The organism is Amycolatopsis sp. NPDC024027, assembly GCF_040638975.1.
Lineage (GTDB): Bacteria > Actinomycetota > Actinomycetes > Mycobacteriales > Pseudonocardiaceae > Amycolatopsis.
In genome coordinates, this window is sequence record NZ_JBEZYY010000038.1 from 32231 (window position 1) to 52248 (window position 20018).

Here is a 20018-nt window from a genome sequence, read left to right on the forward strand (position 1 = left end):
CAGCGGGTGAGCTGCTGAATTGCAGGTTACTGGCGAGTTCGGTGCCAGGTTGTGGCACGGCCGTCCGAGATTGGTCACCCTGCGCGACCGCCGCCTCACCCGTGCGGGGGAGTTCGTTTCCCTGGTATTCACATTGTCCGCTCACATCGTGGACAGGACAATTGCTTTTGCGGCCGTCTTTCCTTTAGCTTGGCGGCACCTTCGAGCGATCGGGAAAGGAAACGCATGCGCCCTTTTGTGAGGTGGTTCGCGGCGCTGGCGACGGCGGCGTGCGCGCTGCCCGGCACCCCCGCCTCGGCCGCGGCCGGCGTCCCGGACGCCCGGGCCGACGACGGCTCGCACGTCGTCGCCCAGACCACTGTGGACGGTGACGCCCGGGTGCTCGACCTGACCGTGCGCTCGGCCGGGGCCGGGGCGTACACGATGGTCCGGCTGATCCTGCCGCGGACCTGGGCCGCCGAGCCGGACCGGCGCTGGGCGGCGGTCTACCTGCTGGCCGGCGAGACCCGGCTGCAGGACTACCGCGGCTGGAGCGCGAACACCGACGTCCGGCGGCTCGCCGACGACGCCGGTGTCCTGGTCGTCATGCCCGGTGCGGGATCCGCGGGCTTCTTCAGCGACTGGTGGAACTACGGCAAGGACCTCGCGCTCAACCAGTGGGAGACCTTCACCGCCGTCGAACTGCCACAGCTGATCGACCGCGGCTACCGCGGGAACGGCCGGCGCGCGGCCGCCGGGCTGTCCCTCGGCGGGTACGGCGCGCTCGAACTCGCCGCGCGGCGGCCGGGCGTGTTCCGGTACGCCGCTTCCTTCAGCGGCAACGTCAACCCGGCCGGCGCCGGCGGCGACCTGCTGACGAGCGCGATCGTCGCGTCGGCCCACCTCGACCCCGAGGCCCTGTGGGGCGACCGCCGCCGCGAGGCCGCGCGCTGGGAAGCGCACGACCCGCTGGTGAACGCGGACCGCCTGCGCGGCACCGAGCTGTACCTCTCGGCGGGCAACGGGCTGCCGGGCCCGCTCGACGCCAAGCTCCCGATCGACGTCCTGCCCGGGGCGATGCTCCTGGAGTTCCTCTGCGGTGCCCAGACGACGGCGATGGCCGGCCGGCTGCGCGACCTCGGCGTCCCGGTGACGACGGACCTCTACGGGCCGGGCACGCACCAGTGGGCGTACTGGCAGGACCAGCTGCACAAGACGTGGCCGCGGATGCTGCGGGTGCTGGCGTCGTGAAACCGTCCTACGTGGTCACCGGGGCGGCGGGCGGGATCGGCCGCGCCTGCGTGGCGGAGCTGGTCCGGCGGGGCGCGCACGTGTGGGCGAGCGTACGCACCGACGCGGACGAAGCGGACCTCGAGCGTGCGTACGGCGACGCGGTGACGGTGCTGCGGATGGACCTGCGTGACGCGGAGTCGGTCGCCCGGTGCGGAGAGCGCGTCGCGGCGGCGGGACCGTTGCGGGGCTTGGTGAACAACGCCGGTGTGGCGCGGCCGGGGCCGCTCGAGCACGTGCCGCTCGTGGCGTTCCGGGAGCAGCTGGAGGTGAACGTGACGGGTCAGCTGGCGGTGACGCGCGCGATGCTCCCGGCGTTGCGGCGCGCGGAATCGCCGCGCGTGGTGACGATCGGCTCCATCGGCGGCCGGATCGCGGGCCCGATGGTCGGGCCGTACCACACGTCGAAGTTCGCCCTGGTCGGCTTGACCGACAGCCTGCGCGCGGAGCTCGCCCCGGAGGGGATCCGGGTGGTGCTGGTCGAGCCGGGAGCGGTGGCCACGCCGATCTGGCCCCGGGCCCGCGCGGCGGCGGAGGAGGTCCGCGAGCGGTTGCCGGCGGCGGCCTTGGAGAGGTACGGCGAGCAACTGGCGGCAGCGGAACGCAGCGCGGCCCGCTCGGCCCGGACCGGGGTGCCGCCACGCCGCGCGGCGGAGACGGTCGTCCGGGCGCTGACGGCCCGCCGCCCGGCCCCGCGTTACCTGGTCGGCCCGGACGCCCGGCTGGCGGCGGTGCTGGCGAGTTTGCCGTTCCGGCTGCGGTACCACCTGACGGCGGCGAAGCGATGAGGCGTGGTTGGGGGCTCGGTGGTGGTGCGGCGGGCGGTTGGCCGTGTCTGCTTGGCCACTCGCTGGGGTGGGGTGGGGCGGTGAGGCGTGGCTGGGGGCTCGGTGGTGGTGCGGCGGGCGGTTGGCCGTGTCTGCTTGGCCACTCGCTGGGCTGGGGCGGAGCGGTGAGGCGTGGTTGGGGGCTCGGCGGTGGTGCGGCGGGCGTCTGGCCGAGTCGGCCTGGCCACTCCCGGCGCCGGAGGGGAGCGGTGAGGTGGTGGCTGAGGCTGTGCGGCAACAGTGCGGTGAATGGCCGGCCGAGTCTTCCCCGCCGCCGGGACGGAGCGAAGCGATGAGCCGCCTGGTCGTGATCGTCGCTCCAGGCTCGCGCGGCGACGTCCAGCCGTGTGTCGCTCTCGGCCGTGGCCTGGCCGCCGATGGCGATCGGGTGCGCTTGCTCGCCGCGCCCGGCTTTCGGGCGCTCGCCGAAGCCCACGGGCTCGGCTTCGCGCCCCTCTCGGCCGATCCCGCCGCCATCCTCGGCTCGGCCGCCGGGCGAGCGTGGACCGCCGGCAGCCGCCGGAGCTTCCTCGCCGGGCTGCGGGCCGTCCTGCGGCCCGTGCTCGACCGGCTCCTCGCCGACGTCCACGCCGGCGCCGTCGGGGCCGACCTCGTGCTCGCCCCCTCACTCGGCTTCCTCGGCACGCACCTGGGTGCCCACCTCGGCGTCCCCGACGTCGAGCTGCACTACCAGCCCAGCGTCCCGACGCGGGCCTTCGCGCACCCGCTCCTGCCGCAGGCGGCCCGGCTCGGCCCGTGGGGACGGCACCTCAGCTTCACCGCCGTCGACGCCTTCGCCTGGCAGGTCCTGCGGCCCGAAGTCGACCGCTGGCGCGTCGAGACGCTCGGCCTGCCGAAGGCCGGACGACGCGGGCCGCGGCGCTCTTCGCCCGTGCTGTGCGGATTTTCCGACGCCGTCGTGCCGCGGCCGCCCGACTGGCCCGCCCGCGTGCACGTCACCGGCTACTGGTTCCTCGACACCGCGCGCCCGCGCCCGGACCCGCGGCTGCGCGACTTCCTCGCCGCGGGACCGCCGCCGGTGTACGCCAGCTTCGGCAGCATGCAGTCGGCCGACGCCGAGCGGACGTACGACGTCGTCACCACGGCGTTGCGCCGCGCCGGGCTGCGCGGCGTCCTCAGCACCGGGGCCGGCGCCGATGACCTGCTGATCGCCGGGGACGTCCCGCACGACTGGCTGTTCCCGCGCACCGCCGCCGTCGTCCACCACGGCGGTGCCGGGACCACCGCCGCCGGGCTGCGGGCCGGGGTGCCGGCGCTGGTCTGCCCCGTCTTCTCCGACCAGCCCTACTGGGGCGACCGGGTGGCGCGGCTGAGCGCCGGTCCGAGACCGCTGCCGCTCGAGGAACTCGACGTCGGATCGCTGACCGCGCGGCTGCGGGAGCTGACGGAGAACCCGCTGTTCCGGCGGGGCGCGCAGTACGTCGGCGCGCGCCTGCGGGCCGAGGACGGCGTGGCCCGCGCGTGCTCGGTCCTGCGTGCGGGCTAGGTGGTCCGCGGCTCAGGCGAAGATCGTCAGCAGGAGGCCCGCGCCGACGATCACCACGCACGCCGCGATCGTCGTCCGGCGGTAGTGCAGGATCAGCGCCGCGAACTCGCGCAGCAGCGCGCTCGGCAGGAAGTAGCGGGCCGTCGGCGCGCCCGTCGCGTGGAACGGCAGGCCGAGCCGGCGGCACTCCACCGCCGCCCGGAACACGTGGTAGCTGCTGGTCACCGCGACCACCCGCCGCGCCCCGGTGGGGAGCAGCGCGGCCGAGAACCGGAGGTTCTCCTCGGTCGTGCGGGCCCGGTCCTCGCGCCGGATGCGGTCGTCCGGGACGCCGCGGTCCCGCAGGTAGGCGTGCATGGCTTCGGCTTCGGAGATCGTCTCGCCGGGACCCCGTCCGCCCGAAACGACCAGCAGCGGCGGTGCCTGCTCCCGGTCGTGGAGGCGGATCGCGCGTTCGAGCCGCCCGGCGAGCAGCGGCGGCACGCGCTCGCCGTCGAGGCCGCAGCCGAGCACGATGATCGCGTCGAACCCGCCGCGGCGGCCGATCCGGCTGTACACCACCGAATAGACGAGCAGCGACAGGAAGAGGAACCCGAAGTAGCCGGTCAGCACGACGGCGATGGCCACCAAAGCCGAACCCCACCGGCCGAGCGGGGCGAAGGTCAGCGCTTCCAGCGTGACCAGGCCGGCGCCGAGGCCGAGCGACAGCAGGTTCCCGGCGCTGCGGCCTTCCCGCCGCCACATCCGCACGCCGTTGGCGATCAGCGCGGTCGGCAGCACCAGGGCGACGAGCACCGCGAAGACGCCCAGCAACCCGAGCAGCACCGGCGTCAGCCACTCCAGGTGCAGCGCCGCGCGCAGCAGCCAGAGCGCGGTCAGCAGGAGCGCCACGCCGAGCCAGACGGCGTTGCCCAGCCGCCGCGGTTCGCGCGCCAGCCGCGCGGCGAACACGACGAGGGCCACGCCGGCGGCGACCGGCAGCACCCCACCGGCGACGGTCACCCCGGCCTCCCTGGAATCCCCTGTGGATCCCCAACCTAGCCGGGCTTACCCGGACGGGTGATCTGGCATGGTGAACGCCGTGAGCGATCAGCGACCGGCGTTCGTGCTGCACGAGCACTTTCGCCCGCGGCACCACTTCGACCTGCGGCTGGAGGAGGACGGCGTGCTGCGCTCCTGGGCGGTCCCGCGCGGCCTCCCGCCGGACTCCGGCGCCGACCGGCTCGCCGTCGCCGTGCCCGACCACGCGCTCGACCACCTCGGCTACGAGGACGAGACGAAGAAGATCGCCGACACGGGCTGGTGGGAGGAGCACGACCGGACGGCCAAGCGCATCCTGTTCACCCTGCACGGCCGAGCGGGCGCGGTGCGGTACGCGCTGATCCACACCGCCCGCGACTGGCTCCTGCACCGCACCCGCGATCAGCCGGGCGACACCTGAGCACGCGGCCGGAACCGGACCCCGGCCGGCATCGCCCGGTGCGCCCAGTGACCCAGGACGCCCAGCAAGGCGATCTCCAGGACCATCATCAGCCGCTCGACCAGGCCGGTCGCCACGGTGGGCAGGTGACCGCCGAGCACGACGTTCACCGCGAACGGGACGATGAACGGCAGGTAGAACGGGATCGCCGCCAGCGCCAGCCGCCGCGACCAGGTCGCGAAACGCCGCCAGCGCGGGTCGTCGCGGTGCCGCCGCCCCAGCGCCCAGCCGACGACCGGCAGGCTCAGGCAGGTCACCGCCGAGGCGTACAGGTGGATCTTGCCCGTCGCGGTGACGGCGCCACCCTGCGGATCCTTCGCGAACACCGCGACCGCCAGGAGACTGACGCACCACAGCGCCTTCGCCGCCACCAGCGCCGGGTTGGCCAGCAGGCCACGGCGGTAGAGCGCGACCAGCAGCAGCGCCGATCCCGTGCTGGTGAGCAGGAGCGCGCCGTCCCACAGCCAGCGGCCCGCGCTCAGCGCGTAGTCGCTGAGCATCGTGCTGACCGGGTCGAGGGGCGCGAGCCGCCGGTCGACGTGCAGCACGGCGAGCAGGACGACGGCGCCGGCGAAGGCGGCGAGGGCGCCGGGTACGAGCAGGCGGGCGCGCAGGCGGGGACGGACGGGTGCGGGACACAGCATGTGGGGAAACACTCCGGGACGGTTCGGCTGGTTCAGGCGCAGGCGCGGACGCTACCCGTGACCTTTCCGTGACCATTGCCGACGCACCCGCGCTGTGACGCAGGACACCGTCAGTGGTCGCCGTCCTGCGGGATCTCGGCCGAATCCGTGAGCCGCAGCTTGCGCCGCGCCCGCTGGTAGAACGTCGTCATCCCGAGCCGGACCACCCGCGCCGCGCTCGGCCGGCCGCGCAGGTCGAGCCGTTCGCCGGGGGAGACGTACCCCTCGACCTGGCCGTCGACCTCCACCGCCAGCCGGCCGCTGGTCGGCAGCAGTTCCAGGGTCACCTCGTCGTGCACCGAGAGCACCACGCCCCGGCTGTACGCCGAATGCGGCGCCGCCGGCGTCACCAGCAGGGCCTCCACCGCCGGGCTGGTGATCGGGCCGCCCGCCGAGAAGCTGTACGCCGTCGAGCCGGTCGGGGTCGCGACGACCACCGCGTCGGCCGAGTAGCTCACGAACGGCTGGCCGCCGACGCGGACGGCGACCACCGCGCTGCCGTCGCCGGGCACCCGCACCACGGCGATGTCGTTGAACGCCGTGATCTTCCGCCCCTGCAGCACGGCGTCCACGGCCAGCCGCGGTTCCACCGTGAACTGGTGGCCGTCGATGGCCGAGAGCGCGCCGGGCAGGTCGGGGACGTCGACCTCGGCCAGGAAGCCGAGCTTGCCGAGGTTCACCCCGAGCACCGGCGCGCGCTGCCCGTCGGCCAGCCGCATGGCCCGCAGCATCGTGCCGTCGCCGCCCAGGCTGACCACCAGGTCGGAGCGGCGGCCGAGCTCCTCGGGTGTCACCCCGATCGCGGCGCAGTTCAGCCGGACGATCTCGTCGGCGATGCCGAGGATTTCGATGTTCCGGTTGCTCGCCCAGCCGAGGACGGCTTCGACGGCGGCCGCGGAGTCGCGGCGGGGGTGCAGCACGAGGCCTGCGGAGTGCATGTCAGCGGCCCTGGGCGGGCGAGGTACCGAGCGTCATGCGCTCAGTCTGCCCGCTCCCGCCCGGCGCCGCGAGAAACGCAGCGCGCCGTCGTCGATCCGGCCGTGCCGCAGCTTGACGACGTCGTGCGCGTAGCTCATGCCCAGCTGCCACGGCGCCCGGGAACCCGCCTTCGGGAACTCGTCGATGGACCGCTGCACGTACCCGGCGTCGAAGTCCAGCAGCGGCCGCTCGGTGACCGCCGGGTCGTCGTTGACCGGCACGCACCGGTCGTAGCCGTGCCGGTCGAGGTGGCGCAGCAGCCGGACGACGTACTCGCCGACCAGGTCGGCCTTGAGCGTCCACGACGCGTTCGTGTAGCCGATCGTGAAGGCGAAGTTCGGTACGCCGCTGAGCATCATGCCCTTGTAGGCCAGGGTTTCCGGCAGCTTCACCGGGGCGCCGTCCACCGCCAGCTCGATGCCGCCGAAGGCGAGCAGCCGCAGCCCGGTCGCGGTGACGACGACGTCCGCCTCGAGCTCGTCGCCCGATTCGAGCCGGATACCCCGCTCGGTGAACTCCGCGATCCGGTCGGTGACGATCGAGGCGTCGCCGCGCCGGATGGACCGGAAGAGATCGCCGTCCGGGACCAGGCACAGCCGCTGGTCCCAGGGCTGGTACTGCGGCTTGAAGTGGGTGTCGACGGCGTACCCGGGCGGCAGCTGCTTCGCGGTCGCCTTGCGGATCATCGCCTTCACCACCGCCGGGCGGCGCCGGCTGAGCTGGTAGATCAGCGTGCTCACCGCAACGTTCTTCCAGCGCGCGATCGGGTACGCCAGCTTCGGGCCGAGCACCTTGCGCAGCCGGTTGGCCAGCGCGTCCTCCGACGGCAGCGAGAGGATGTAGGTGGGGGAGCGCTGCAGCATCGTCACGTGCGCGGCGCGGTCGGTCATCGCCGGGACGAGCGTGACCGCGGTGGCGCCGCTGCCGATGACGACGACCTTCTTGCCGGTGTAGTCGAGGTCCTCGGGCCAGTGCTGCGGGTGGACGACGGTGCCGCCGAAGTTCTCGAGACCGGGGAACGCCGGCGTGTGCCCGGCCGCGTAGTCGTAGTAGCCGCTGCACAGGTACAGGAACTTCGCGGTGAACTCGACCGGCTGCCCGTCGTGCTCGGCCTCGACGGTCCACCGCGCGTCCTCCGTGGACCACTCGGCGCGGAGCACCCGGTGCCCGAACCGGATGTGCCGATCGATCCCCGCGTCGGCGGCGGTGTCGCGGACGTACCGCAGGATCGACGGCCCGTCCGCGATGGCCTTCGCGTCGGTCCACGGCCGGAACCGGTAGCCGAGGGTCTGCATGTCCGAGTCGGATCGCACGCCGGGGTAGCGGAACAGGTCCCACGTGCCACCGATCGCGTCGCGGGCTTCGAGGATCGCGTAGCTCTTGCGCGGGAACGCCGTGCGCAGGTGGTGGGCCGCGCCGACGCCGGACAGCCCGGCGCCGACGATCAGCACGTCGAGGTGTTCGGTCATGACACGGTCTCCGTCCGCCGGGCTCGCCGCATGACGCGCGTCAGCACGGCGTTGTAGTGGGTCGGTGTGATGCGGGCGAGCGCGTCGAACAGGTAGGCGTCCGGGCCGACCAAGATCCGGGCCTTCCCGCGGTCGACGCCGGCGTGGATGATCGCCGCGGCTTTCTCCGGCGACGTCATCGTCATCGCCTCGAATTGGGCCGCCATCTGCTCGTGGGTGCGCCCGAGGCCCTGGGGGTCGCGGCGCACGCGGGCGTTGCGCGCGATGTTCGTCGTGATGCCGCCCGGGTGCACGGTCACCGCGCGGACGTCGGTGCCGCGCAGTTCCTGCCGCAGGGACTCGGTGAAGCCGCGGACGGCGAACTTCGCCGCGCAGTAGGCGCTCTGGTACGGCATCCCGAGCAGGCCGTAGACGCTGGAGGTGTTCACGATCGCGCCTTCGCCCTGCTCGACGAGGACCGGCAGGAACGCCCGCGTCCCGTGGAGCACCCCGCGGAAGTCGATGTCGTGCAGCCAGTCGTCGTCCTCGGCCACCGCGTCGAGCACGGACGAAGTCACCGCGACACCGGCGTTGTTGAACACCGCGGCGAGGGGCGCCGGGAGCCACTCGCGGACCTCGGCGGCGAACCGCAGCTGGTCCTGCGCGTCACGGACGTCGAGGACGCGAATCAGCACCCGGCCGGGCAGCGCGGCCGCGGTGGCCTTCAGGCCGTCTTCGTCGACGTCGGCGAGGGCGACCGGCGAGCCGAGCCGGGACAGCCGGGTGGCCAGCGCGCGGCCGATGCCGGACGCCGCGCCGGTGATGACCACCGGGCGGCCGGTGAGGCTGTGCCGTTCACGGGGCCGGGACATCGCTGCTCCTCGCGTGCTGGTCGATGAGGTCGAGCACCGTGGACCACGCGCCTTGGGGCAGGTCGTGGCCCATCCCGCGGACGGTTTCGAGGCGGGCGCCCCGGATGGCGCGCGCGGTGGCCGCACCGCCGGTGGGGTGGACCATCCGGTCGCGGTCGCCGTGGATCACCAGCGTCGGCGCGGTGATCTTGCGCAGCAGCGGCGTCCGGTTGCCGGACTTCATGATGGCGGCGAGCTGGCGGCCCACACCGCCGGCCGTCGGGTCGCGGTCCCAGCCCGTCCCGGCCAGCTCGCGGACCCGGGTCTCGTCGAACGGGAAGCCGTGCGAGCCGATGTGGCGGAACATCCGGACGGCGCTTTCGACCGCCTCCTCCCGGGATTTCGGCGGCTTCGCGCCCATCATCCGCAACGTCGAAAGCGCGGGCCGGCCGAGCACGCGCGACCCGGTCGTCGACATGATCGACGTCAGGGTGCGGATCCGCTCCGGGTACAACGCGGCCGTGGTCTGGGAGATCATGCCGCCCATGGAGACGCCCGCGATGTGCGCGGTCTCGAGGTCGAGGGCGTCGAACAGGCCGACGGTGTCGGCGGCCATGTCGGTGAGGTCGTACTGCTGCGCGGGGAACCGGCCCGCGAGCATGCCGAGCAGGGTCGGCGGCCGGAAGCGCGGGTGCGTGGAACGGCCGGCGTCGCGGTTGTCGAACCGGATGACCTCGTACCCGCGTTCGGCGAGCTTCGCGCAGAAGGCGTCCGGCCAGCTGTGCAGCTGCTGGCCCAGGCCGGCGACGAGGACCAGCGGCTCGGCGCCGGTGTCCCCGATCCGCTCGTAGGCCAGGGAAATGCCCCGGCCGGCGTCGGCGATCTGGTCGGTCACGAATCTCCTCCGGTGGTCCGGCGGCGCACGATCGCGCGGCCGCCCTTGGCCGGGGCGTAGGCCACGCCCCGCGAGTGCCAGCGTTCGCCGGGCTCGCTCGTCGGAACCAGAGTGAAGTCCCGCAGCAGGGTTCGCAGCACGACGGTCATCTCCATGGTCGCGAAGGCGGCGCCGAGGCAGCGGCGGGTGCCGCCGCCGAACGGGATCCACTGGGAGAGATCCGGGCGCGCGCCGGCGAAGCGGTGCGGGTCGAAGGCGGCGGCGTGGGGGAAGACGGCGTCGTCGTCGTGGATCAGCGCGATGCTGACGAGCACCGCGTACCCCTTCGGCAGCGTCCACCGGCCGAGCCGGAAGCCGTCCTGCTTGACCTGCCGGGCGGTGAGGTCGATGACCGGCCGGGTGCGCTGGACCTCGAGGATCGTGGCGTCGAGCAGCTTTCCGTCGTCGTCTCGCAGTTCCGCCAGCAGCGCGGGGTGACGGCGGAGGCGCTCGACGGCCCAGGCCAGGGTGGTCGCCGTCGTCTCGTGCCCGGCGGTGAGCAGGGTGAGGAGCTGGTCGGAGATCTCTTCGCGGCTCAGTCCCGACCCGTCGTCGTAGCGGGTCTGCAGCAGCATCGAGAGGACGTCGTCGCCGTCCGGCCCGGCTTTGGCGATCAGCCGGTCGACGATCGCGTCGTACTCGCGGCGCATCCGTTCGAAGCGGCGCCACGGGTTGAAGCGGCCTTTCTTGGTGATCGGCAGCACGGCCAGCCGGGAGCCGAGGGTGACGAACGGCGGGAGCAGCTCGCGCAGCTCGGCGAACTCGGCCCCTTCGGCGCCGAAGACGGCGCGGAGGATGGCGTTGAGGGTGATCCGCATCATCGACGGCAGCGTGGCGAACGCCTGGTCTTCGGGCCAGCTCGCCAGTTCGCGCGCGGTTTCTTCCTCGACGATCTTCTCGTACGCCGCCAGCCGCCGTCCGTGGAACGGCGGAACCAGGAGCTTGCGCTGCCGTTTGTGCTCGTCGCCGGACAGCGCGAACATCGACCGGGAGCCGAGCACGCGCCCGAGGTTGACCTCGAGGTTGTCGACGAGCTCGGGTCCGGAGGTGAACAGCTGCTTGATCTCGGCGGGGCCGCTGATCACCACGGCGTTGCCGAAGATCGGCACGTTCACCGTGAAGGCGTCCCCGTAGCGTTCTTTGAGCCGCCGCATGCCGCGCAGGGGCTGCGTCAGGGCATAGGCGCCCTGGACGGCGCGGGGCGCGGTGGGCCCCGGCGGCAGCACTGCGAGGCGTGTCATGGTCGTCATCGACCCTCCCGGAAGGTGGTACGCGAGCGTACCGTCGGTACGGTACGCCGGTGTACCATCCGGTTTCAAGAGGAGGGGGTATAGCGTGACTTCCGTGGATGTCGACACCCGCCGATTCCGCCAGCGCCTCTTGGACGGGCTGGCCGAATCGATCACCGAGGCCGGCTTCCGCGACACGACCGTGGCCGACGTCGTCCGCCGCGCCCGCACGTCCCGGCGGACGTTCTACGAGCACTTCTCCAGCCGCGAAGAGTGCTTGATCGCCCTCCTCGCGGAGGCGAACCGGTCGATGATCCGGCAGATTTCCGAGGCGGTGGACCCGCGCGCGCCGTGGGCCGTCCAGGTGCGGCAAGCGATCGAAGCGTGGATCGGCTGCGCGGAGTCGGAGCCGGCGATCACGCTGAGCTGGATCCGGGACGTCCCCGCGTTGGGCGCGCCGGCCCGTGAACTGCAGCGTGACGCGATGGAGGGGTTCATCGCGATGACCCAGCGCTTGACGGACACCCCGGAGATGCGCGCGGCGGGCATCACCCCGCCTTCGCGGCAGCTGTCGATCATGCTGCTGGGCGGGTTGCGCGAGCTGATCGCGACGACCGTGGAGGACGGCGGCCGGGCCGGGGATGTCACCGAGCTCGCGGTGCGGGCGTCGATCGCCCTGCTCGGCCCCGCCTGACGGCTCCGGGCTGTGGCGGGATGCCGGCGGTGCGATGCGGCAAGGGATCAGCGGTGACCGCGTACCAGCTGCGGAGGTTCGCCGGTCTGTTCCAGCGTTTCATGGTCTCCGCGAGCTGGTCGTGGACGAAGAGCGCATGACTGCAGGCTTCGTGCCAGGCACTGAGGAGCTGCTCGCGCGTGTGGCAATGACGGGCAAGCTCGGCCCTGAGCGCGAACACGCAGTGCAGCGAGTGGCAGAAGGCGGCTTCGGCCGGCCAGTCGGCATCTTCGAGCCAGTCGGGAGCCGCTCCTTCGCAGATCGGGCAGGGGCAGGCCCAGAGATGCGCCATGTCCGGCGTTTCGGCGAAGAGGTCCGTACAGGTCTCGAGCCGGTGATATCCGAGCAGCCGGGTGACGAAGGGGGAGACACCCGGCCGAGGCGCTCCACCTCGTGCCGTGACCGGGTACAGGTGGCGAAGGGCGCTGGTGGTACCCATCGCAGCGGCGTGCGCGCCGTGACAGAGAACGCCGATCGCGGAGACGTCGGAGCGCAAGAGCACGACCCGCACGGTGGAGTTCGCCAGGAGGCGGAGGAAGCCGCGCAACACGTACTGAGCGCCGAACGGGTCTTTGGCGTGTTCGAGGACCAGGGCGACCGGGACGCCGAAGCCGTTGATTTCGCGGGTGAGGGCGTCGCAGATCGCCGGTTTGGCGAACCAGCGCGCGGCCAGCGGCAGCACGGCGATGACCGGCTGCGGTTCCCGGGCCGCCGCACGGAGGATCGTGCGAAGCCCGATCAGGTTGCGCGGGGGCAGATATCCCGAGTCGGTCAAGGGGATCAGCTCGAGGTCACGTTGACGGCGGCACCACGCCGGGTGGGTGCCCCGGCTCGCCCATGCCCGTTTCTTGCCGGAGTACCGGTCGGCGTCACAGAGGATCGGGCCGTCGAACCCCTGGCCGCGAAGGCGGCGAACCGCGGCTTCCGGTGATGTCCCGGTCAGCACGATCCCGGCCTCGTATTCCTTCGCGATCGCCAGGACGACTTCGGCGTCGGCCGGCCGGCACTGGATCAGGAGGCGCCCGGCCAAGTGCTCGAGCGAATCAGCCATTCCTTCACGGTGAACGACTGCCGAAGCGCATGTCAGCGGCGTTCACACCGATGCCGATCGACATCGCGCCAACGGCCCAGCAGCTCTTCACGGGGCGCAGGGGCCGATGGTCATGTGAGTGATGCCGGCCGCGGCTCCGGTCGTGGGCGATCGGAGCCGCGGCGGCGCTCAGGCGTCCAGGTCCTGGGCGATCAGCTCGGCCAGTGCGTCGACGGACTCCCGGGCCGCGTCGCCCTCGGCGGTCAGCTCGACCTCGTCGCCGAAGGCCGCGCCCAGGGTCATCAACCCCAGGACGCTGGCCGCGTCGACGGGGTCACCGGGGACGCCGGCCGTGATCTTGGCGATCGTCACCTTCGCGGGCTGGCCGGCCGCCGTGCGAGCGACCAGGCCCGCCGGGCGGGCGTGGAGCCCGACGCTGCTGGCGACGAGCGTGCGGCGTTGGTACACAGTGGACTCCTTCACGCGTTGACCGGCTGGCTGGAAACGGCGGCCGAGCGCTCGGCCGCCCGGAAGCGGACCTGCTTGAGCGCGATCACCGACCCGGCGGCGACCAGCGTCCCGGCGATCAATGCCACCAGGAACAGCAGCGGGTTGCCGATCAGCGGGAGCACGAAGATCCCGCCGTGCGGGGCGCGCAGCGTCGTGCCGAAAGCCATCGACAGCGAGCCGGTGACCGCCGAACCGAGCATGATCGACGGGATCACCCGGAACGGGTCCGCCGCGGCGAACGGGATCGCGCCCTCGGTGATGAACGACGCGCCCAGCAGCCAGGCCGCCCGGCCGTTCTCGCGTTCGGCCTCGGTGAACAGCTTCTTGCGGACCGTCGACGCCAGCGCCAGGGCCAGCGGCGGCACCATCCCGGCCGCCATCACCGCGGCCATGATCTGCAGCGACGCGGTCGCGCCGGTGGTCAGGCCGCCGACGGCGAAGGCGTACGCGGCCTTGTTGACCGGGCCACCCATGTCGAAGGCCATCATCAGGCCGAGCAACGCGCCCAGCAGCAGCGCGCTGACGCCGCTGAGGCTGTTGAGCCAGTTCGTCAGGCCCGTCGTGGCCGCCGCGATCGGCTTGCCGACCACGACGTACATCAGCACACCGACCACAATGGACCCGAGCAGCGGGTACACCACCACCGGCATGATGCCCCGCATCGGCTTCGGCACCTGGATCTTCTTCAGCGCCAGCACGACGCCACCGGCCAAGAGACCGGCGACGAGGCCGCCGAGGAAGCCGGCCCCGACGGTGACGGCGATCGCGCCACCCACGAAACCGGGGGCGATCGCCGGGCGGTCGGCCATCGCGAAGGCGATGAACCCGGCCAGCACCGGGACCAGGAAGTCGAACGCCGCGCTGCCGATCTGGAACATCAGCGCGGCCCAGCCGGCGACCGAACCCGCGTCGAAGTGCTCGGTGACCTTCGGCGCGTCGACGATCTTGTAGCCGCCGAGTGCGAAACTCAGCGCGATGAGCAGGCCGCCCGCGGCGACGAACGGGATCAGGTAGCTGACGCCGGTCATCAGCCACTGGCGGATCTTGGTCCCGGCGTTGTCGTTCGCGCCGACCTTCGAGGTGAGTTCCGGGGTGGCGGGCGTGACGGGCTCGCGGGCGGCGGCCTTGGCGCGCTCGAACAGCCCGGCCGCGTCGTTGATCGCGGCCTTGACCGGCGCCTCGACGATCGGCTTCCCGGCGAAGCGGTCCCGGCCCTGCACCGCGAGGTCCGCGGCGAAGATGACGGCGTCCGCGCTCGCGATGTCCTCGGCGGACAGCGGTTCGGACCCGGCCGACCCCTGGGTCTCGACGACGATCTCGTCGCCGTTGGCCTTGGCGGTCTGCTCCAGCGACTCGGCCGCCATGTAGGTGTGGGCGATCCCGGTGGGGCAGGCGGTGATGGCGACGAACTTCATGATCAGGCCACCTCCTGGCGGATGTACTCGGCGAGGGCGGCGGCGTCGGTGGCGTCCAGCAGGTTCCGCTTGAACTCCGCCCGGACCAGCCGCCGGGCGAGGGCGGCGAGGACCTTGAGGTGGCCGCTGCCCCCGCCTTCCGGCGCGGCGATGAGGAAGATCAGCTTCGCCGGGCCGTCCGGCGCGCCGAAGTCGATGCCCGCGTCGCTGCGGCCGAACGCCAGCGTCGGCGCGGTCACCGCGGCCGAGCGGCAGTGCGGGATGCCGATGCCGCCTTCGAGCCCGGTGGCCATCTGCTCTTCGCGGGCGGCGACGTCCTTCAGGAACAGGTCGAGGTCGGTCACCCGCCCGGCGTCGACGAGCCGCTGCGCGAGGCCGCGGATGGCGGTCTGCTTGTCGGCGGCGTCGAGGCCGAGGTCGACCAGGTCGGCGGTGATCAGGTCTGGGGTGGTCATGCGGCGGCTCCGCTGAGGGTGAAGGTGGGGTCGGCGTCGAGCACGCGCACCTGGTCGGGGTGCACGTCCTGCGGGGTGGGCATGCGGCTGCCCTCCTGCGTGACCGCGGCGGTGCCGTAGGCGACCGCGGCGCGCAGGGCTTGGGGGCCGGTTCCTCCCGCGTGGAGGAACCCGGCGAGTGCGGCGTCTCCGGCGCCGACGGTGCTGCGCACGGCCACAAGCGGGCCGAGCGCGTGGCAGGTTCCGGTCTCCTCGACGAGCACCGCGCCGCGCGCGCCCAGGCTGACCAGCACGCGGCCGACGCCGCCGGAGATCAGCTCCCGGCAGAACGCGACGACGTCTCCGAGCAGCGGGAGCGGGCGGCCGGCGAGCTCGATCAGCTCGTCGAGGTTGGGCTTGAGCAGGTCGGGGCCGGCCGCGCAGGCGGCGGCGAGCGGCGCGCCGGAAGAGTCGACGGCGACCTTCGCTCCGGCTTCGCGGGCGAGCTTCGTCAGCCGGGCGTAGAAGTCGTCGGGCACGCCGGCGGGGAGGCTGCCGCAGCACACCAGCCATTCGCCGCGCGCGGCCAGTTCGACGGCGCGGCGTTCGAGGGTGGCGAGTTCGGCGGGGGAGATCTCGGGGCCCGGCTCGTTGATCTTCGTCGTGGTCCCGTCGGCTTCGACGAGCGTGATGTTGCTGCGGGTCGACCCGGCGATCGGCACGGCGACGACCGGGACGCCTTCGGGCGCGAGCAGGTCGGCCAGCCGCTCGCCGACGGGGCCGCCGGCAGGCAGCAGCGCGACGGTCGGGGTCCCGGCGGCGGCCAGCGCGCGGGCGACGTTCACGCCTTTGCCGCCCGGGTCGAGCCGGACGGCTTCGGCCCGGTTCACCTCGCCGCGGCGCAGCTCGGCCAGCCGCGCGGTCCGGTCGAGGCTCGGGTTGGGGGTCACGGTGACGATCACGCCAGCACCACCTCCGGGCCCGCTTCTTCGAGTTCGGCCACCGCGCCCGCGTCGATGCCGCTGTCGGTGACCAGGACGTCGATCTCGGCCAGCCGCGCGAAGCGGCTGAGCTGGTCGGTGCCGTACTTGCTGTGGTCGGCCAGCAGCACCCTCTTGCGGGCGGCGGCGACCACGGCGGCCTTCACGGCGGACTCGGCCATGTCCGGCGTCGTGCAGCCGTGCTCGGCCGAAAAGCCGTTGGCGCCGAGGAAAGCGACGTCGACGAGCAGGCCCTCGAGGGCGCGCAGCGTCCAGGTTTCGACCGCGGCGAGCGTCGTCCCGCGGACGCGGCCGCCCAGGATGTGCAGCGTGATGCCCGGCCGGGTGGCGAGGATCGAGGCGACCGGGATCGAGTTGGTGATCACCGTCAGCTCGCGGTCGGCGGGCAGCAGCGTCGCGAGCCTGCTGGTCGTGGTGCCGGCGTCGAGCAGGATCGAGCCGCGGTCGGGCACCAGGTCCAGCGCGGCCCGGGCGATGGCGTCCTTTTCGGCGGCGTTGGTCTGGTCCCGCTGCGCGACCTCGGGTTCGAAGTCGAGCCGTTCGACGGCGACCGCGCCGCCGTAGACGCGGCGGACCACGCCTTGGCGTTCGAGGACGCCGAGGTCGCGTCGGATGGTCTCGGGGGCGACACCGAGTTCGGCGGCGACGTCACCGACGTCGACACGGCCGTCGCGTCGTGCGCGTTGCGCCAGGAGCTGGTGCCGTTCGGCGGCGTACATGCCCGTTCCTCTCCGATGTTTGCCCGTTGCCGTTTGATTGTGCCCGTTGTTACCGTACTGTCAATCCCCAGTTACGAGATCCTTTGATTCCGGAGGTCCTTCCATGCCGCTGTCAGGAGTCGGAGTCAGCCCCGGGCGGGTCGACGGTCCCCGTGTCCTCGTGGCCGCTGACCTGCCCGAACCCGCTTCCACGCCCGCTCCGGCGGACCTCGAGGCCGAAGCGGGCAAGATCGGGTAAGCCGCGACGGCGGTGGCGGCCACGTTGTCCGATCGTGCCCGTTCCGTGTCCGGAGATGCCCGGTCGGTCCTGGAGACGACGGCCGCCATGGCGTCCGACCCGGCGTTGACCGCGTCCGCGGAGAAGCTCGTCCACGCGCGTTCGCTCCCGGCGACGCGAGCGGTGTGGGAAGCGGCGGGGGAGTTCATGACGGCACTGCGGGCGGCGGGCGGCTACATGGCCGAACGCGCCCGGGACGTCGCCGACGTCCGCGACCGGATCGTCGCGGCCTTGCTGGGCGTGGCCCCGCCGGGCGTGCCGGACCTGACGTCGCCGAGCGTGCTGGTGGCGCGTGACCTCGCCCCGGCCGACACCGCCGGGCTCGACCCGGACCTGGTCCTGGCACTGGTGACGGCGGAAGGCGGCCCGACGAGCCACACCGCGATCCTGGCGCGGGCGCTGGGCATTCCCGCCGTGGTCGCGTGCGCCGGGGTGCTGGACCTGGACAGCCCGGGGCTCGCCGTCGACGGTTCGGCGGGCACGGTGACCCCCTCCGACGGCACGGTGCGGGCGCCGGCCCGGACGTCCCGCCCGGTGTGGGACGGCGTCGGCCGCCTCGCCGACGGCCACCGCGTGAAGCTGCTGGGCAACGTCGGTTCCGCGGCGGACGCCCACGCCGCGGCGGCGGCCGGAGCGGAAGGCGTCGGTCTGTTCCGCACCGAATTCTGTTACCTGTCAGCGGCTTCCGAGCCGACGGAGGCCGAGCAGCGGGCAGCGTACGCGGCGGTGCTGGCCCCGTTCGCGGGCAAGCCGGTCGTCGTCCGGACGCTGGACGCGGGGTCGGACAAGCCCCTGGCGTTCCTGCCGATGGGCGAGGAACCCAACCCGGCCTTGGGTGTCCGCGGCCTCCGGGTGGCGTTCGACCGCCCGGAACTGCTGGACCGCCAGCTGTCGGCGATCACGGCGGCGGCCGCGGACACGGGCGCCGAGCTGTCGGTGATGGCCCCGATGGTGGCCACGGCGGCGGAAGCGGCCTGGTTCGCCGAGCGCGCCCGTGCGGCGGGGATCGCGCGGGTGGGCGTGATGATCGAAATCCCGGCGGCGGCGTTGTGCGCGGATGCGATCCTCGCGGAGGTGGACTTCGTTTCGCTGGGAACGAACGACCTGGCCCAGTACGTGTTCGCGGCGGACCGCCAGCTGGGCGCGGTGGCGGCGTTGAACGACCCCCACCAGCCGGCGTTGCTGAGGCTGGTGGGCATGGTGGCGGAAGCCGGCGCCGAGGCGGGAAAGCCGGTGGGCGTGTGCGGCGAGGCGGCGGCGGACCCCGCGTTGGCGCCGGTGCTGGTGGGCCTGGGTGTGACGTCGTTGTCGATGAACGCGGCGGCCTTGGCGGGCGTGGGCGCGGCGCTGCGCGAGGTGGACCTGGCGGCGTGCCGACCGGTGGCCGCGCGTTAGTACTCCAGCCGCACTTCGTTATTGGTGGGTGTAGCCTGCTGGTCTTGTGATCGTGGATGCGGATGTCGAGGCGTGGGCGGCCGGCCTGGAGGACTTGTTTGCGCTGGTTGCGGGCCGGTTCTCGCGAGCTGAACCACGTCGGCGTGCGCGGGCGTATGTGCGGGGGTTGTTGGCGCCGCTGGCGGGCAAGAACGGGTGGACACTTGCCGAGGTGGCCGGGGACGCGACACCGGATGGGATGCAGCGACTGCTGAACGCAGCCAGTTGGAACGCCGAGGGTGTCCGTGATGATGTCCGGGCGTATGCGGCGAAGCACCTGGGCGAGCGGGACGGTGTGCTGATCGTTGACGAGACCGGATTTCTGAAGAAGGGAACCAAGTCCGCGGGTGTGCAGCGGCAGTATTCCGGCACGGCCGGTCGGGTCGAGAACTGCCAGCTGGGCGTATTTCTGGCCTATGCCACCGGACGAGGCCGGACACTGATCGACCGGGAACTGTATCTTCCGAAGTCCTGGATCGCCGATCGTGCCCGATGCCGCGACGCCGCCGTTCCCGACGAGGTCGAATTCGCCACGAAAGCGGCGCTGGCCACGACCATGCTCGCCCGCGCACTCGAGGCCGGCGTTTCCGCGTCCTGGGTGACAGCTGACGAGGCATACGGCCAGGACTCGAAGTTCCGGACATGGCTGGAACAGCACCAGATCGGCTATGTAGTCGCCGTTCCCCGCAGCCAGACCATCCCCGCCACGACCGGTTCTGCCCGCGCCGACCATGCCGCCGAGCAGGCACCGGAACAAGCCTGGAAACGTCGCTCGGCCGGCGACGGCGCGAAGGGGCCACGACTCTACGACTGGGCCGTGGCGTCCCTTCCCGCCGGTGAACACACCCCGTCCGGATGGACCCGCTGGCTACTTATCCGGCGGCAGATCACCACTGCCGACAAAGAACCCGAACTTGCCTACTATCTCTGCTGCGGCCCCGAGGACACCCAAGACGCCGAACTGGTCCGCGTGGCCGGAACTCGCTGGGCCATCGAAGAATGCTTCCAGAGCGCCAAAAACGAAGTCGGCCTCGACCATTGCCAGGTCCGCCGATACGACGCCTGGTACCGACACATCACCCTGGCCATGCTCGCCCACACCTACCTCGCCGTCACCGCAGCGACCACCCCAAAAGCCCTGGCAGCGGCCTCATCCCTCTCATCCTCGCCGAAATCCGCCGTCTCCTGGCACACCTGACCCACCTGCCTGACCGCATCCACGCCTGGGCCTGGTCACGATGGCGACGACGTCATCAACA

General features: G+C 72.6%; 19 protein-coding genes and 1 pseudogene. 7 read left to right on the plus strand and 13 right to left on the minus strand.

The genetic code is table 11. From position 1 onward, the window contains the following. The first annotated feature begins 225 nt into the window (after nt 1-225). The 3 genes from AB0F52_RS47830 (at nt 226) to AB0F52_RS47840 (ending at nt 3603) form a co-directional block, all read left to right on the plus strand. Nucleotides 226-1230, plus strand: coding sequence for an alpha/beta hydrolase family protein (locus AB0F52_RS47830; RefSeq protein WP_360186053.1), 1005 nt, complete (start codon nt 226-228; stop codon nt 1228-1230). Then, nucleotides 1227-2057, plus strand: coding sequence for an SDR family NAD(P)-dependent oxidoreductase (locus tag AB0F52_RS47835; RefSeq protein ID WP_360186055.1), 831 nt, complete (start codon nt 1227-1229; stop codon nt 2055-2057). Before AB0F52_RS47830 ends, AB0F52_RS47835 begins: the two co-directional genes overlap by 4 nt. Before the next feature lie 331 nt (nt 2058-2388). Beyond that, nucleotides 2389-3603 carry a glycosyltransferase gene (locus AB0F52_RS47840; protein ID WP_360186058.1) on the plus strand — a complete coding sequence of 405 codons (1215 nt, stop codon included), beginning with the start codon at nt 2389-2391 and terminating at the stop codon, nt 3601-3603. A 12-nt stretch (nt 3604-3615) separates the two neighbouring features. Here the strand turns inward: AB0F52_RS47840 and AB0F52_RS47845 are convergent, their stop codons facing one another. Further along, nucleotides 3616-4605 carry a YdcF family protein gene (locus AB0F52_RS47845; protein WP_360186061.1) on the minus strand — a complete coding sequence of 330 codons (990 nt, stop codon included), beginning with the start codon at nt 4603-4605 and terminating at the stop codon, nt 3616-3618. A 79-nt stretch (nt 4606-4684) separates the two neighbouring features. Between AB0F52_RS47845 and AB0F52_RS47850 the strand changes: the two genes are divergently transcribed. Beyond that, nucleotides 4685-5044 carry a DNA polymerase ligase N-terminal domain-containing protein gene (locus AB0F52_RS47850; protein WP_360186064.1) on the plus strand — a complete coding sequence of 120 codons (360 nt, stop codon included), beginning with the start codon at nt 4685-4687 and terminating at the stop codon, nt 5042-5044. Here the strand turns inward: AB0F52_RS47850 and AB0F52_RS47855 are convergent. From AB0F52_RS47855 to AB0F52_RS47880, 6 genes are all read right to left on the minus strand, one after another. Continuing rightward, entirely contained in the window at nt 5026-5727 is a 702-nt protein-coding gene (locus AB0F52_RS47855; protein ID WP_103339167.1) for a DUF998 domain-containing protein, read from the minus strand. The two genes, AB0F52_RS47850 and AB0F52_RS47855, sit on opposite strands and share 19 nt — an antisense overlap. A 110-nt stretch (nt 5728-5837) precedes the next feature. Then, nucleotides 5838-6704 carry an NAD(+)/NADH kinase gene (locus AB0F52_RS47860; protein WP_013226333.1) on the minus strand — a complete coding sequence of 289 codons (867 nt, stop codon included), beginning with the start codon at nt 6702-6704 and terminating at the stop codon, nt 5838-5840. Nucleotides 6705-6737: 33 nt separating this feature from the next. Further along, the gene (locus AB0F52_RS47865) at nt 6738-8213 is read right to left on the minus strand and encodes an NAD(P)/FAD-dependent oxidoreductase (RefSeq protein WP_360186068.1); all 1476 of its coding nucleotides are present in this window, start codon (nt 8211-8213) and stop codon (nt 6738-6740) included. Continuing rightward, nucleotides 8210-9064, minus strand: a complete 855-nt coding sequence (locus AB0F52_RS47870; RefSeq protein WP_360186071.1) for an SDR family oxidoreductase — start codon at nt 9062-9064, stop codon at nt 8210-8212. Before AB0F52_RS47870 ends, AB0F52_RS47865 begins: the two co-directional genes overlap by 4 nt. Beyond that, nucleotides 9048-9938: an alpha/beta hydrolase gene (locus AB0F52_RS47875; RefSeq protein ID WP_360186074.1), complete on the minus strand. Its 891-nt coding sequence runs from the start codon at nt 9936-9938 to the stop codon at nt 9048-9050. Before AB0F52_RS47875 ends, AB0F52_RS47870 begins: the two co-directional genes overlap by 17 nt. Further along, nucleotides 9935-11218 (minus strand): cytochrome P450, encoded by a 1284-nt coding sequence (locus AB0F52_RS47880; RefSeq protein WP_360186077.1) that lies wholly within the window; start codon nt 11216-11218, stop codon nt 9935-9937. Before AB0F52_RS47880 ends, AB0F52_RS47875 begins: the two co-directional genes overlap by 4 nt. Nucleotides 11219-11312: 94 nt before the next feature. Here AB0F52_RS47880 and AB0F52_RS47885 point away from each other — a divergent pair, with 94 nt between their 5' ends. Further along, nucleotides 11313-11900, plus strand: a complete 588-nt coding sequence (locus AB0F52_RS47885) for a helix-turn-helix domain-containing protein (protein ID WP_360186080.1) — start codon at nt 11313-11315, stop codon at nt 11898-11900. Here AB0F52_RS47885 and AB0F52_RS47890 read toward each other — a convergent pair. The 6 genes from AB0F52_RS47890 to AB0F52_RS47915 form a co-directional block, all read right to left on the minus strand. Further along, a complete protein-coding gene (locus AB0F52_RS47890) occupies nt 11851-12990 on the minus strand; it encodes a hypothetical protein (RefSeq protein ID WP_360186082.1) in 1140 nt (379 codons plus the stop codon). The genes AB0F52_RS47885 and AB0F52_RS47890 overlap by 50 nt on opposite strands. Before the next feature lie 168 nt (nt 12991-13158). Further along, nucleotides 13159-13437, minus strand: coding sequence for an HPr family phosphocarrier protein (locus tag AB0F52_RS47895; protein ID WP_360186085.1), 279 nt, complete (start codon nt 13435-13437; stop codon nt 13159-13161). Between the two features lie 11 nt (nt 13438-13448). Beyond that, nucleotides 13449-14894 (minus strand): fructose-specific PTS transporter subunit EIIC, encoded by a 1446-nt coding sequence (locus AB0F52_RS47900; protein ID WP_360186087.1) that lies wholly within the window; start codon nt 14892-14894, stop codon nt 13449-13451. Between the two features lie 2 nt (nt 14895-14896). Further along, nucleotides 14897-15349 carry a fructose PTS transporter subunit IIA gene (locus AB0F52_RS47905; protein WP_360186090.1) on the minus strand — a complete coding sequence of 151 codons (453 nt, stop codon included), beginning with the start codon at nt 15347-15349 and terminating at the stop codon, nt 14897-14899. After that, nucleotides 15346-16290, minus strand: a complete 945-nt coding sequence (pfkB, locus tag AB0F52_RS47910) for a 1-phosphofructokinase (protein ID WP_360186093.1) — start codon at nt 16288-16290, stop codon at nt 15346-15348. The genes AB0F52_RS47905 and pfkB overlap by 4 nt, the downstream gene beginning before the upstream one ends. Next, nucleotides 16287-17048: a DeoR/GlpR family DNA-binding transcription regulator gene (locus AB0F52_RS47915; RefSeq protein ID WP_360186096.1), complete on the minus strand. Its 762-nt coding sequence runs from the start codon at nt 17046-17048 to the stop codon at nt 16287-16289. Before AB0F52_RS47915 ends, pfkB begins: the two co-directional genes overlap by 4 nt. A gap of 103 nt (nt 17049-17151) precedes the next feature. On the opposite strand from AB0F52_RS47915, the pseudogene ptsP reads away from it, so the two are divergent. Both ptsP and AB0F52_RS47925 read left to right on the plus strand, forming a co-directional pair. Next, a pseudogene (gene ptsP / locus AB0F52_RS47920) lies at nt 17152-18720 on the plus strand (phosphoenolpyruvate--protein phosphotransferase). A 52-nt stretch (nt 18721-18772) separates the two neighbouring features. Continuing rightward, a complete protein-coding gene (locus AB0F52_RS47925) occupies nt 18773-19957 on the plus strand; it encodes an IS701 family transposase (protein ID WP_360186099.1) in 1185 nt (394 codons plus the stop codon). The last annotated feature ends 61 nt before the right edge of the window (nt 19958-20018 follow it).